General features: G+C 44.6%; 11 protein-coding genes. 7 read left to right on the top strand and 4 right to left on the bottom strand.

Annotation, left to right across the window (positions count from 1 at the left end; translation table 11 throughout):
- Positions 1–42: 42 nt before the first annotated feature.
- The 3 genes from H5073_RS15525 to H5073_RS15515 form a co-directional block, all read right to left on the bottom strand.
- Complete coding sequence (locus H5073_RS15525) at positions 43–213, bottom strand: hypothetical protein (protein WP_182680477.1); 171 nt, start codon at positions 211–213, stop codon at positions 43–45.
- An 8-nt stretch (positions 214–221) separates the two neighbouring features.
- Positions 222–2,060: an SLC13 family permease gene (locus H5073_RS15520; RefSeq protein ID WP_182680476.1), complete on the bottom strand. Its 1,839-nt coding sequence runs from the start codon at positions 2,058–2,060 to the stop codon at positions 222–224.
- Between the two features lie 103 nt (positions 2,061–2,163).
- The gene (locus H5073_RS15515) at positions 2,164–2,982 is read right to left on the bottom strand and encodes a tRNA (adenine(22)-N(1))-methyltransferase TrmK (RefSeq protein ID WP_182680475.1); all 819 of its coding nucleotides are present in this window, start codon (positions 2,980–2,982) and stop codon (positions 2,164–2,166) included.
- Positions 2,983–3,133: 151 nt separating this feature from the next.
- Between H5073_RS15515 and H5073_RS15510 the strand changes: the two genes are divergently transcribed.
- From H5073_RS15510 to H5073_RS15500, 3 genes are all read left to right on the top strand, one after another.
- Complete coding sequence (locus H5073_RS15510; protein WP_182680474.1) at positions 3,134–3,373, top strand: DUF3955 domain-containing protein; 240 nt, start codon at positions 3,134–3,136, stop codon at positions 3,371–3,373.
- A gap of 109 nt (positions 3,374–3,482) precedes the next feature.
- Positions 3,483–5,078, top strand: coding sequence for a M28 family metallopeptidase (locus H5073_RS15505; protein ID WP_310734259.1), 1,596 nt, complete (start codon positions 3,483–3,485; stop codon positions 5,076–5,078).
- 95 nt (positions 5,079–5,173) lie between these two features.
- Complete coding sequence (locus H5073_RS15500; RefSeq protein ID WP_182680473.1) at positions 5,174–7,180, top strand: DNA topoisomerase III; 2,007 nt, start codon at positions 5,174–5,176, stop codon at positions 7,178–7,180.
- A gap of 105 nt (positions 7,181–7,285) precedes the next feature.
- On the opposite strand, the gene H5073_RS15495 is transcribed toward H5073_RS15500, so the two are convergent.
- Positions 7,286–8,569 carry an HD-GYP domain-containing protein gene (locus H5073_RS15495; protein WP_182680472.1) on the bottom strand — a complete coding sequence of 428 codons (1,284 nt, stop codon included), beginning with the start codon at positions 8,567–8,569 and terminating at the stop codon, positions 7,286–7,288.
- A 439-nt stretch (positions 8,570–9,008) separates the two neighbouring features.
- On the opposite strand from H5073_RS15495, the gene rimK reads away from it, so the two are divergent.
- The 4 genes from rimK (at position 9,009) to H5073_RS15475 (ending at position 13,780) form a co-directional block, all read left to right on the top strand.
- Positions 9,009–9,890, top strand: a complete 882-nt coding sequence (rimK, locus tag H5073_RS15490) for a 30S ribosomal protein S6--L-glutamate ligase (RefSeq protein WP_182680471.1) — start codon at positions 9,009–9,011, stop codon at positions 9,888–9,890.
- A 314-nt stretch (positions 9,891–10,204) separates the two neighbouring features.
- On the top strand, positions 10,205–11,461 hold the full coding sequence (locus tag H5073_RS15485) for an NRAMP family divalent metal transporter (RefSeq protein ID WP_182680470.1): 1,257 nt from the start codon (positions 10,205–10,207) through the stop codon (positions 11,459–11,461).
- A gap of 96 nt (positions 11,462–11,557) precedes the next feature.
- Positions 11,558–11,977, top strand: coding sequence for a GFA family protein (locus H5073_RS15480; RefSeq protein ID WP_182680469.1), 420 nt, complete (start codon positions 11,558–11,560; stop codon positions 11,975–11,977).
- A gap of 678 nt (positions 11,978–12,655) precedes the next feature.
- A complete protein-coding gene (locus H5073_RS15475; protein WP_182680468.1) occupies positions 12,656–13,780 on the top strand; it encodes a HEPN domain-containing protein in 1,125 nt (374 codons plus the stop codon).
- Positions 13,781–14,014 lie beyond the last annotated feature (234 nt).

Here is a 14,014-nt window from a genome sequence, read left to right as displayed (position 1 = left end):
GTTTGAACCCATTAAATTATCATTTACAGTACAACTTTAGATTTATTCTGTACGATTTGTTTCATTTGTGTTTTGCTTGTCATTATTTTGCTGTTTTTTTGATGCAAGAAATCGTGTGTGTTGAGGTGTTTGATGAATTAATCCTGCAACTTGTTGCTTCATTGTTTTTAAATTAAAGCGTGAATATTTTTCTCTTTTAGTGTGAATGCTCACAAATTAACCTAAAAAGGGAATAGCCACGGCACTAATAAGATAGTAACAAGCAATGCTGCTAACTGCAGCGGCGCTCCCACTTTAACAAAATCCATGAACTTATAGTTACCAGGAGCGACCACTAAGGTGTTGACCGGTGAGGCGATGGGAGTGGCAAATGCCGTGGATGCGCCAATGGCAAGGCTCATCATTATTGGGGCGGGATTAATGCCCAGTGCTGCTGCTGTGGTAATGGCGATGGGGGCTATAAGTACAGTGGTTGCCGTATTTGACATCACTTGGCTGAGGAGCGATGTCAGTATGAAAAAGCTGGCGCAAATGACCATAGCTGAACTGCCGCCTAGGGCGGTGACTAAGTAATTACAAATTAAGTCGACGGCGCCGGTTTTCTCCATGGCCCCAGCAAGAGGTAACATGCCTGCAATCAAGACTAGGCTGCGGGCATTTAAGGCCTGATAAGCCTCACTTAACCTGACGCAGCCTGTCATTATCATCAATAATGCGGCTAATAAACTGGCATTTAGACTGTCGCCACCAAACAGCATCATCACCACCATAAGAACGACAATTAACAACGCCATGGGAGCTTTTTGTGAGTTACTGGGCACCTCTTCCATCTCTGCAGGTGTCTCTAATACCACAAAATCACGTATCGTCGCTAAACGCTGTAAGTAGCGCCAACCTCCGGCTAATAATAGGGTGTCACCTTGGGTTAATTGCAATTCATTAAAGTTTGAAACTATCGCATCTTGGCCTCGGCGTACGCCCACTACACTTAAATTAAATTTCTCTCTAAAACCAGCTGATTTTATTGTTTGGCCGATTAACGATGATGAAGGTCGCAGCATGACTTCGCTCAGACCAAACTCATTTTGCATCTGGGTCAGTTCTCGGTTCGAAAACTGGCTGGTCAACAGTGCTAAATCGGTGCACAAAGCCTCGAGGTTCTCAGCTGAACCATAGATCAGCAAAATATCGCCGCGATTAAATTGGGTTTCAACCAATACAGGCATATAAGAGGTGAGCAATTGTCCTTTTCGCTGAATGCCAAACACTGTGACATCATAGTGAGAACGCAGACTTGTGTCGGCAACTGTTTGACCGACAAGCGGTGAATGTTGGCTTATTTGCAGCCTATGGAGTTTATCGGCGATATTGTATTTTGCGGTGAATTCATTTAAGCGTGGATGAGGCTGTTTAGGATCACGTTTTTCGCCTACAGGAATGAAATAACGCACGGCAAAAGGCAGATACAGCATGGCGACCAGTAAAATAACCAAACCTATAGGGGTAAAGTCGAAGAAGCCAAAGGCATTGTGGCCTGCTCGCACTAGCGAGCCACTGGCAACAATATTAGGTGGGGTGCCAATTAAGGTCATCATGCCGCCAATGAGTGAAGCAAACGCTAAGGGCATCATTAATCTGGGGACGCTCATGGAGGCTTTTCTTGCGATACACAGCACCACAGGAATAAACAGCGCCACAGCGCCAGTTGAACTCATAAAACCCGATAACAGCGCTACCGCTGGCATAAGCAAAAGAGTGAGGCGTCTCTCATCACTGCCGCCTACGGTTAAAATCCAATTGCCGACACTGGCGGCGACTCCAGAGCGGTAGAGGCCTTCACCCACCACAAACAGCGCCGCGATAGTGATGACTATGGCAGCGCCAAAGCCAGATACCGCCTCTTTGGGACTGATAATGCCCGACAACGCCAACGCGAGCACCACTAACAGCGCCACTAAATCCATTTTTAGCACATCGGTAACAAATAACACTATGGCAATGGCTAACACGGCGAAGACAAAGCCTAGCTCCCATCCTAAGGGCAAAAGTTGTGCAAGCATTTTTGAGTCCTTCACTATGCTGAAGCACTATTTCTATCAGGCTAATTCACTTAAGTCCATGGTGATAATGGCTTCTTTTAAGTAAAGATAGTCAATAGTTGATCTAAGTCTCAGGCGTGGCTTTGATGGTCAGTTGAGCCTGTATTTTTTGGTATGCCTCGATAATGGCACTAATCTCAGCGTGGCTTTTGGAAGTGCTGGCTTCATGCTGCTTATTCGCTGAAATATTGGCTGCAGCTATGGTGCTGCGCAACATATTACTGTAATGATCTAAGGTGCGCTTAAGGTAGGCCTTGGACACGTTACTGTCTTGTTGCCATAATAAGTCGCCTTGGGCAGAAAGCTCAGTTGTTGACTGACTTGAAACATAAATGAGCTCATAGAAGCGCCGATTCTCAACAATGAGTGTTTCATCGATAAGGCCAAGATTAAGCGCTTTTAAGCCTTGCCTTAGCTCAAATTGATGATGCACTGGGCACAGTAAAAAATCTAATGGCTGCAGCGGATATGCCAAGCGTATCGCTTGCACCAGTTTTAGGGTTAAAGCGCCGCCAACCCCGGCAATAATCACTAGTTGACGACTGTTATCTGTGAAAATTGGCAGCTGGCCTACATCCAAGCAGTGAACTTGCCAGTTGATGCCTTGGTATGAGCCTGATTCTCTATTGTGGGAAGCTTGCTTGCCCTGAGGAAAAAAGCGTTGTAGTTTATCCTCGACCTGTTGCATTAGGCTGGGAATAATATCGACAAAATGCACGCTAGTTTGCAAGGTCGCATTCGCTGTAGCTGTGTTTGCAAGTGCATGTAGCTCAGTGAGTATCCCCGCCCCAAGCTGACCGTGATCGCAGCAGCAATCCCAAATATGTCGATACGGATGCAGGATCATACGTTGTAGGCTATTAAGCCTGTGGCTGAGTTTCACGGATGCATACCTATAATTATCTCAAATAATAATGATGTAATACCAAGCACATGAAGTCGCGACTGTGCTTGCCAATTACAATACTCATGAATAACCGTGCAGATGAACAACAGTGCTCACAAATAACAGCGGCATTACATAAGGAAAACCCATGCTGGCATCAATCATAACGCAATTATTTCGCTTCAAGACAGCCTTGATATTCTTTTCTGTTGCAGCTTTGTGCTGGCTAGGGGTTAATTTTATCGGCAGCACAGTTGATAGCCAAGGAGTATTGCACGAGCCGTTCTTTTTAGTGCCCATAGGCTGGCTGTTTATCTTTGCTGGATTATTCTCGGTCTTAGGTGCTAGCCTGAAAAAATTGATGACAGGGCAGAATAAAAAGCATTAACAATAGACACGAATAACGAATAATGAAATAAGGATTTTTAGTGAATAAATCTACTTTGCACCATTTTGCATCTAGCTTGATAGCCTTTTGGGTGTTGAGTTCCTCTTTAGTGTTTGCCGCAACCGAGCATCCCCAAACGGATGAAACAGGGTTTTTAGATTTCAGTAATCTCAGTCAATATCGTCAAGACGTGAAAACCTTAGCGAGCGATGTCTTCGAAGGCCGGGCACCTTTGTCAAAAGGGGAGGCCTTGACCTTAGACTTCTTGGTGAGCGCCTTTAAAGACATGGGACTAGCCCCAGGTTTTGGTGACAGTTATTTACAAGCCGTGCCTATGGCTAAAATAACGGCTAAGCAAGATATGCAGTTAACGATAGGGGGGCTGAATTTTATCAATAGCAAAGACTTTACCGCCAGAAGCCAGCAAATAAAGCCACATATTGCACTTAGCAACAGTGATGTGGTGTTTGTCGGTTACGGCATTAATGCGCCTGAGTATGGTTGGAATGACTATGCGGGCATAGATGTTAAAGGTAAAACCGTCATCATGCTAGTGAATGACCCAGGCTTTGCCACCCAAGATAACAATATGTTTAAAGGCAATGCTATGACCTACTATGGCCGCTGGACGTACAAATACGGAGAAGCCGCTCGCCAAGGCGCAGCAGCCGTTTTTATCGTCCATCAAACCGCGCCAGCGGGCTATGGCTGGGGGGTGGTTGAAAACTCCAATACTGGCAGTAAATTCACCTTAGTGGATGACAATAACAACCTAAGTCAGCTAGGTGTAATGGGCTGGTTACAACATAGCGCCACTCAAAAAATATTTGCAAGTGCAGGGCTTGATTTCGACAAGCTTAAACTCAGCGCTCATAAACCGGGGTTTAAGGCGGTTGATCTTAAGCTCAGCGCTAAGCTTAAGTTAGACAACAACATAGAAATGGCCAAGTCTCATAATGTACTAGCACTCCTTCCTGGCGCGACTGAGTTCGATGGTAAGCCCAATCCACAGCAAGATGAGCTGGTGGTGATGCATGCTCATTGGGATCATTTAGGCAGTAAGACCCATCAAGATGGCAGCCAAGAAATCTTCAATGGCGCGGTGGATAATGCCTCAGGTGCAGCGGGTGTATTGGCCCTTGCTAGAGCTTTTAAAGCCCAAGCTAGCATCACGCCATTTAAGCGCTCGATACTCTTTAGTGCTTTTACTGCAGAAGAAACTGGCTTGATTGGCGCCCAGTATTTTGCCCTGAACCCTAGCGTACCCACTAAAAACATTGCCGCATTTTTGAATATTGATGGCATGAACGTGAACGATGGCGTGAGCTACATATTGCAATACGGCCAAGGGGTATCAGAGCTTGAAGCTTACCTCAAGGATGCGGCTAAAGCGCAGCAGCGCACGGTTAAAGCCGATCCTCGGCCACAAAATGGATTAATGTTTCGCTCAGATCATTTTGCGCTGGCCCAAGAAGGGGTGCCAGGATTGCTGTTTATGAGCCTAGGGGACACAGATCCAAATTATATCGCCGCTAAGTATCATAAAGAGGCCGATGATTATGATCCTAATTGGTCTCTAGGGGGCGTGAGCCAAGACTTAAGCTTGATAGGCAGCATACTCGCGCGGCTTGCCAATAACAGCGATTGGCCTAAGTGGCTTGAAGATTCAGACTTTAAAACCCGTCGCAGTGAAGATAACAGATAGTTAGTATGCAATTCAGGGTATAAGTTGCCATCAAAGGCTAACTAAGTTAAATTGCACTGTAATTACATACAGTGCTTTTTTTTGGGTAAACTATAATGCGACTTTACATTGCCGAGAAACCAAGCCTTGGGCGGGCCATCGCCGATGTGCTGCCAAAGCCCCATAAGAAAGGCGATGGTTTTATTACCGCCGCCAATGGTGACTGCGTGTCTTGGTGTATTGGCCATTTATTAGAGCAAGCTGAGCCCGATGCTTATGATGCGGCGTTTAAATCTTGGAAGTTGGAGCACTTGCCTATTATCCCAACCCAGTGGCAGCTAAAACCTAAATCATCGACCCGCAGTCAGTTAAGCGTGCTTAAAAAGCTAGTTAAACAAGCCACTCACTTAGTAAATGCTGGAGATCCGGACCGAGAAGGTCAGCTGCTGGTGGATGAAGTGATTGCCTATTGTGGGGTCAAAGGGGACAAGCTCAATCAAGTGCAGCGGTTGCTTATCAGTGACTTAAACCCGCAAGCTGTACAGCGAGCGCTAAATCAACTCAAGAGTAATCGTGATTTTATACCGCTGTCCACCTCGGCCCTTGCTCGTAGCCGCGCCGATTGGCTCTATGGCATGAACATGACTCGGGCCTACACAATTCAAGGCAAGAAAGTGGGTTATCAAGGCGTACTCTCGGTGGGGCGAGTACAGACGCCTTTGCTTGGGTTAGTGGTTCGCCGTGATGAAGAGATTGAGGCTTTTGTGCCTAAGCCATTCTATGAAGTGTTAGCCCATTTATTAACTGATAAGCAGCAAGGCTTTAGCGCTAAATGGCAACCAAGCGCGGCCTGCGAGCCCTATCAAGATGAAGAAGGCCGAGTGTTAGTGAAGGGCTTAGGGCAGAATGTAGTGGAGCGCATCAGCGGCCAGCCCGCCCAAGTTACAGGGCTTGAGGCTAAAGATAAACGTCAAGCACCGCCTCTGCCTTATAGTTTGTCTTCCTTGCAAATCGATGCTGCCAAGCGTTTTGGCTTAAGCGCTAAAGAGGTGCTAGATACTTGCCAGAGCCTGTATGAACGGCATAAATTGATCACTTATCCGCGCTCAGACAGCCGCCATTTACCTGTGGAGCAATTTACCCTTGCCCCAAGCGTGATTAACGCTGTTCTTAAGGGGGCGCCAGCGCTGATTAGTCACATTGACGCGCCTAACCCTAAGCTTAAATCTAAAGCCTGGGATGACAGTAAAGTTGAAGCCCACCACGCTATTATCCCTACTGAAAAAATCGCTAACTTATCAGCCTTGAGCACTAATGAAGCGCGGCTTTATCAGCATATCGCTCGTCAATATTTGGCGCAGTTTTATCCTGCTTACCAATACGCAGAAACCCAGGTTGAAGTCACAATTGCTGGCGGGATATTTACCACTAAGGCAAGACAGAACAAGTCGTTGGGATGGAAGAGCTTATTTAGCAATACTAATAAGATTTCTGAACATAACGCTGAAAATAATCAAGAGGGAGAACCAGAGTCTCAAACCTTGCCTGCACTCAAAAAAGGTCAATGGCTTGAATGTGAGCGCGGTGAACTGCTTGAGAAAATGACCCAAGCGCCGAAGCATTTTAGCGATGCAAGTTTACTTAGCGCTATGACGGGCATTGGCCGTTTTGTGACTAATGTTGAAATTAAAAAAATCTTAAAAGACACCGACGGTATAGGCACAGAAGCCACACGAGCTGGAATTATAGAATTATTGTTTAAGCGCGGCTATTTATTACGCCAAGATAAGTCTATCTTGGCAACGCCAGTGGGAAGGGGGCTGATAAATAGCCTGCCAATGAGCGCGACCACCCCAGATATGACAGCGCTATGGGAGGCCAGCCTTGATAAAATTAGCCATAAGACCATGCGTTATCAGTCATTTATGGCGCCACTCATAGCACAGCTTAGTGAACTGATAGGACAAGCAGCGAGTGAATTACCCCGTGCCTTACAAGGGCTTGCAAGCCCATCAAAGGGTAAAGGTTACCCTAAGAAAAAATCGATGAATTCAGCTAAATCAAGCCGGAAATACAAGGCCAAAAATACCAAGGCAAGTACAAGCACAAAGAAAAAATCATAGCGTTTTTAATGGACGGTTTAAGGTTCACAGCAGTAAAGAGTGTCTCAGGCGTGCTTGCTGGCCACTGAGACTAAACCTTTGCTTTGTTGGGGTTAACCACAGAGGCTAGGCTTCTTGGGCTAAAAACTCGATAATTTGTTGCATATCAAGTTCAAACTCATCAGCCCTAACACATTTAACGATTTGTTCATCAGCCGCAGAAGATAAATCAACATCAAGGCCTTTTTCAAATGCTTTAGGTGCTAGGCGGTAAAAGGGACGGACATTAGGACGGATTGGATCGGCAATATTATGGCTTTCCACTATGGCAAGGCGGTTAGAGCCTAGTTGCACCACAGCGCCCACAGGGTAAATGCCCATGCATTTGATAAATTTATCCACTAATCCGATATCGAGCTCATTATTTTCAGCCAGTTTTCGCAAAATACCAAAACATTTCACCTGAGGATAACCTTGCTTATAACAGCGATTGGCGGTGAGGGCATCGAAAATGTCACAGATACTACTCATGCGGCCATAGAGGGAAATTTTGTCGCCTTTAAGGCCTAAAGGATAACCTTTGCCATTGAGTTTTTCATGATGCTGGCCCGCAACTTCCATGCTTATAGCACTGATCCCTGGGGTTTTTCTCATGATGTTAACCGAGTGACGGGCGTGAGATTTCATCACATAAAACTCATCATCAGTGAGTTTACCTGGCTTATTAAGAATATTATCCGGCACCATGATTTTACCAACATCATGTAAAAAAGCCCCTACGGCCAATTGATTTATTATGTCTTTGTCAATTTTGAGGTATATGGCAAACATGGTCATTAAAATGGACACTGACACTGAGTGTTCTAACAGGTATTCATCTTTGTTGCGAAGATTCAGTACGCAAGCAAGGGCATTGGGGTTATTAAAAATAAGCTCGGTAGATTCTGAGGTGATCTTATAGACCTCATCCATTTCAAGGGGTAAGCCGCGCTGAGCATTGTGAAACAATTTTGCTTGAATAGCCTTAGACTCATCAAACACTTGTTTTGCCTTAACCACTTCCTGATTGAACTGATATTGGCCACGGGGCGCAGGTGTCAGTGTGCGAGCATTTGTTAAGGTATTTTTAGCTGTAAAAGGGTTAGTCGATGCATCTTTAGCCGTAGTGTCTGGTGTTACCGCAGCAGGCGCAAGCTTAGTGGTGACACTAGGGGCAGCACTAGGAACAACGGAGCGAGTTTTACTGGCATCGATTAAGACTTTTTCAACCGATTTGCTCTTTAAAGCATCGATAATGCGCTCGTTTTCTAGCCATCCTTGTTTTGCTAAGCGAAATTTATTTTTAGGTACTGTGATCTCGATAATATACATGCCGACACGAACGTCAGAAATATCATGTTCAACAAGCATAATAATGGGCTTCCTTGAGGCTAAAAATGTCCAAATCAGTCTGCTTTCTATTGGGCTGAACATAGATCAGATAAACATAGCTTAAATTATGAACTGCACAAGCTGGGGTAACGATAGACTATATCACTTAGTAGTAGGATTATGACCAAATAAAATACTCGAAACAAATCATTTTTATATTCTGGACCGAACTAGGGCAATTTGTGCTGATTGAGCTGGCTATTGATGGCGTAGTTATTCACGCCATCAAATGGTGATATTTAGGGGCTAAAAGGTCTGAGTACACGGCATTATCACTTCAAATCTAGGCCTTGAATAATAGCGTATTAAGTCTTACTGCATGACTAGATAATTAATCGAACTAGGATGATAAATGCCAATTGCTTTTCCTTACACTCAGCGTATGATGCGCCAAAATTTCGCTTACTTGGAGTCCTAATTGAGGATCGCCATTCTATCTCGAGGCCCGCAACTTTATTCCACTAAACGTTTGGTGGAAGCCGCCAAAGCGCGTGGTCATGATGTACAGGTCATTAATCCGTTAAAGTGTTACATGAACATCAATATGTGCCAATCTAGCATACATATTGGTGGTAAAGAGTTGCCACAATTTGATGCCATCATTCCGCGCATTGGTGCTTCGGTGACGTTTTACGGCTCGGCGGTGTTACGCCAGTTTGAGATGATGGGCGCTTATACCATCAATGACTCTGTGGGGATTTCTCGCTCTCGCGATAAGCTACGTTCAATGCAGTTGTTATCTCGCAAGGGCATAGGGTTGCCAATTACAGGGTTTGCCAATAAGCCTAGCGATATTCCCGATCTTATCGACATGGTCGGCGGCGCGCCTTTAGTGGTGAAGTTGCTCGAAGGCACTCAAGGTATAGGGGTAGTGCTCGCTGAAACCCGCAAAGCGGCTGAAAGTGTGCTTGAAGCTTTTATGGGCCTTAAAGCCAATATTATGGTGCAGGAATACATTAAAGAAGCCAATGGCGCCGATATTCGTTGTTTTGTCATTGGTGATAAAGTGATAGCCGCCATGAAGCGCCAAGCCAAACCCGGTGAGTTTCGTTCTAATTTACACCGTGGCGGCAGTGCATCTTTAGTAAAATTAACTCCTGAAGAGCGCAGTACTGCTATTCGTGCGGCTAAGACCATGGGATTAAACTTAGCTGGCGTCGATTTATTGCGCTCAAACCACGGTCCAGTGGTGATGGAGGTGAATTCATCCCCAGGCCTTGAAGGCATTGAAGCGGCAACGCAAAAAGATGTGGCCAATGCTATTATCGAATTTATCGAAAAGAATGCTAAAAAACGGTAAGCTAAATTAAATGACCCTGATTGGGTTGGTCCTGTTCAATTTATTAGTGTCTGTTGAACTTTGCTGATCCAGTTTTTTCGGCTAAAAATGTGCTTAGTAAAGCGTAAAGCGTAAAGCATTTTTAGCCGCAGCCTTAGGCCAGAAGCTTCTGGTGATGTTCACTGGCATTAACTTATCCTGTTTTTGTTAACTTATACTGCTGTTTTAGCAGTATATTCATCTATATTTTTTCCCCTTTTAAATGATTGCATTCATGGCATAAGTACATTAGCTTCTAGTACTCTATTATTGACTTATATTATCTAGGTTCAGCTATGTCGTTTGCTAAGCTATTTTCACTCTTGGGGCCTGGGATCGTTTGGGCTGCCACCAGTATTGGGGTATCGCACATAGTGCAAGCGACTCGGGCGGGCGCTGATTTCGGCTTTGCTTTACTGGGTTTTATCGTGTTGGCGCACGTTATCAAGTATCCCTTCTTTTTATTTGGCCCTAAATACGCAGGACTCACAGGTAAAAGCCTACTGGATGGCTATAAGTCGGTGGGCAATTGGGCGTTTTATCTTTTCTTAGTGTTAACCTTTATCACCATGTTTTTTGTTCAATCTGGGGTCACTATTGTGACTTCAGCCCTCGCCATGAACCTCTTCGGGGACTTTTTGTCATTGTCCCAATGGGCGGCGTTAATTCTTATCATAGTGGGCGCCGTGCTACTGATTGGTCATTATAAAACCTTAAATGTAATGCTTAAATGGATGATGCTGGTGTTAGCTGTGTGTAGCTTAATTGCCTGGCTCGCGGCCATTGGCCGTTTAGGCTTAATGCCTGCCAGTGATGGCCCAAGCATAATGCTGACTTCTGCGGCGAGCATCGCCTTTATTGTGGCGCTTATAGGCTGGATGCCCACCGCCATTGAAGTGTCTGTGTGGCACTCCTTATGGGTGCTGTCTAAAAAGCACACCCCGGGTATTTTGCATGCAAGGCGCGCCGTCACAGATTTTAATATTGGCTATGGCACCAGCTTTGTATTGGCAATCGTATTTATGTGGCTAGGGGCCTTGCTGATGTTCGGCCAAGGCCAAGGTTTTGCCGATTCAGCCGCCGCCTTTGCCGGGCAGTTAGTGGGTATTTACAGTGCAGCGCTCGGGGAATGGAGCTGGGTATTAATGGCGCTGGTGACTTTTGTGGCATTGTTTTCAACCACCTTTGCGGTGGCTGATGGCTTTCCCCAAGTGTGGAAGCGGGCATTTAGTTTAGTGTTAGGTGAGGCGCAGCCAAATCTAGAGGCGAAGGCAAACTGGGCTTATCTCATCACGCTAGTGATATTGTCACTGGGCAGTTGGTGGATAATCGAATTTTTTACCGCCGACATTAAAGGCCTATTAGATTTTGTGACTACCGTGTCATTTGTAAGCGCACCTTTATACGCTTGGCTAAATTACCGCGTCATGATGAGCGCCGATATTGATGACGAGCATAAACCCCAAGGGATATTTAAGCTCTACACCCTGACGTGTTTAAGTCTTCTAACCCTCTTTAGTGGGTTTTATTTATGGTGGACCTTTTTGGCTTGATGATTGGCTTGATGATTGGCTAGAGATATCAAGTAATCACCAGCCAACAAGTCATCTTGTTACCCAGGAAATAATAGTGAGAAATAAGGAAATAGCATGAAAATTAACGGTGCTTGCCATTGTGGTGAGCTGGTTTTTGAAGCCGAAGTCGATGCAGAAAAAGTTATTATTTGCCACTGTGACGATTGTCAGAGGTTATCAGGCAGTGCATTTCGCACTGTGGTGATGTCAGGGCCTGACGGGCTTAAGTTTATCAAAGGCGTGCCCAAGGAATACATTAAAACCGCCCAAAGTGGCAACCCACGGGCGCAAGGTTTTTGCGGCAATTGTGGCTCAGCCATTTATGCTACCTCGGTAGGCGAGGGCGCAAAAACTTACGGCATTCGCTTAGGGACGGTTGCACAGCGAAATGAGTTGGTACCTCAATTTCAGATTTGGTGCAGTTCGGCGCAGCCTTGGCTTGAGCAACTGTCGAGTCTGCCTGCATTTTCAGAAGGGCCAAATGCACGGCCATAATAGAGTTTGATCGCTGTTAGTGAAGTCTGGTTGTTTATAATAAAGTCAGAGAGTTGCTGGCATTTTTTGTGCAAAAGAGGGGGGGGAGGTAAAACGTTTTTGCGCCAAAGCTTTTTGCAAGACGTCAAAACTTCGTTTTGATTAACGTCGTGGGTCTTCAACCCACACCCGACCAAGAGGGAAAGTTCAACAGCAAACCCTCCCTCTTGGATCGCCCTCCATGCCGCCCCGACGAAGTTGTTGATCCTCATATTCAAGTAAAAATACCTAACGGCTCGACAGCACATCCCTGTGCTAACGAGCCTTAACCATTATCCCTGATGGTTACACGATATTTTTACGTGAATATTTCGGCAACTTCGAGGGGTAATTGGTGCAACCTGTGACAGTAGTGTCAAATGAGAGTTAGGTGTGTTGATTTTATAAGTAATTGACCAAAGCTGATGTGTAAGAGAAAATGAATAGCATAAGGTGATAAAGTTAACACGATATCAAGTAATTACCTGCCAACTAGTATAAAAAATGTCTGCCCCGAAAAAGCAAATTCCTATAGCATGAAGCATACCAATTTACGTTGGGCGTGGCAGCGGCCATATTTGGGAATGAGTCAACACGCGATTTATGCCTTGCAAACAGCGCAAGGCATAAATACTAAGACGTTAAGCAAAAGGGAGAACCATGGCATTACCTAAGCCAAGAACGGATATCACAAAACTGCTATTATCGACTCCATCTCATTTTGTAGGTCAATATGAAAATGACGTGTTTCGAATCGTCAATGCAAACGAAAATGCACGAGTAAACGCATACACACCAAAGGCCGATGAAAGAATTTATCGGGAATACATTGAAATTACCGTTGCAACGCCTGAGTACAAAAAAGACACCATCGTAATACCTGACTATAGCCAAATTGGTGAGAACTTTTGTATCGCACTCTCTGTGTTATTTGGAAAGCGGTTCGATTCTCATGGATTAATACAACAACACGGATGGCCTTACGTTCCGTCAGTTGAATCTAGCCACCAAATATATAACAAGAATCTGTGCTTCAATAGTGTTAATAAAAGAGCGGATTATCAGATAGAGCTAAGCCTAGAAAACATTAAATACATTGAACATGTTTTGTTTGAGCATGATGGCGATACCGCTGATGCTCAATCAACATTTTGGTATGCAGGTAGGTTCTATATTCAAGCAATTCGAATAGTTGAAGAAAGCCCAGAGCTAGCATTTCTTAGTCTTATAACTGCTGGTGAAATATTGGCGTCTCACTTCAAATACCCAATAGAAGAGTTGCTTGACGAAAATACAAAGCAGTTATTAGAACAACTTAAGAGTCTAGGTAAAGATGGAGAGAAGCTGCACAAAAAAGTCAGCTCTAAATTAATGGGGATTTCAGAGGCGTTCTGTAAGTTTATTATTGATTGCCTAGATAGTGATTTTTTCAATAGAACTGAAGCAAAGCATGAATTCCAAAAGCTTTCAGAGTCGGATATTAAACAGAGATTAAAAGCCGCCTATAATTTGCGCAGTAAGTATGTTCATGCTGGGAAATTACCGTCTTCTTGGATGGCGGTGAACTATTTACATGATAATGAGGAAATCATACACGGTAATCCTGTAATCGAAGATAAAGACATGCAGAAATCAATCAAACGTTCGCCTACATTCATCGGGATGGAACGGATAATAAGGTATTCATTGATAAAGTTTCTCATACTAACGGATATTATCGAGGATGACTTGGAAAGCTATAACAAGACAAGCCAAGCGACGCAGCAAAGCTGCGCCTCTGCTTGAAGCGTTATACTATTGCACGTTACTTATATAGAAATATTGAAAATGTTGAGGTTGCCTCCAATATTGCAACAATATTATTTTGAGTTAAGGCTTAATCATGGAAAATAAACGTAAGCGTCTGGGCAACTACACCTATCTTTTAAAATTCCATGGTAACAGGCTGTCTATATCCGGTGCTGGTTGGCACAGTTCATTAAGGCAAGCCATGATGTAATCAAATGGGACTAAGCCATT

Source organism: Shewanella sp. SR44-3 (assembly GCF_014163735.1).
In the GTDB taxonomy this organism is placed as follows: domain Bacteria; phylum Pseudomonadota; class Gammaproteobacteria; order Enterobacterales; family Shewanellaceae; genus Shewanella.
The sequence above is the reverse complement of the archived record's forward strand: the minus strand, read 5'-3'. Positions and strand labels throughout refer to the sequence as shown.

Bases quoted from the DNA above. Each gene is read 5' to 3' on its own strand.
- H5073_RS15485 (WP_182680470.1), top strand. From the start codon at position 10,205: ATGTCGTTTGCTAAGCTATTTTCACTCTTGGGGCCTGGGATCGTTTGG.
- H5073_RS15480 (WP_182680469.1), top strand. From the start codon at position 11,558: ATGAAAATTAACGGTGCTTGCCATTGTGGTGAGCTGGTTTTTGAAGCC.
- H5073_RS15475 (WP_182680468.1), top strand. From the start codon at position 12,656: ATGGCATTACCTAAGCCAAGAACGGATATCACAAAACTGCTATTATCG.
- H5073_RS15495 (WP_182680472.1), bottom strand. From the start codon at position 8,569: ATGCTTGTTGAACATGATATTTCTGACGTTCGTGTCGGCATGTATATT.
- H5073_RS15520 (WP_182680476.1), bottom strand. From the start codon at position 2,060: ATGCTTGCACAACTTTTGCCCTTAGGATGGGAGCTAGGCTTTGTCTTC.
- H5073_RS15500 (WP_182680473.1), top strand. From the start codon at position 5,174: ATGCGACTTTACATTGCCGAGAAACCAAGCCTTGGGCGGGCCATCGCC.
- H5073_RS15510 (WP_182680474.1), top strand. From the start codon at position 3,134: ATGCTGGCATCAATCATAACGCAATTATTTCGCTTCAAGACAGCCTTG.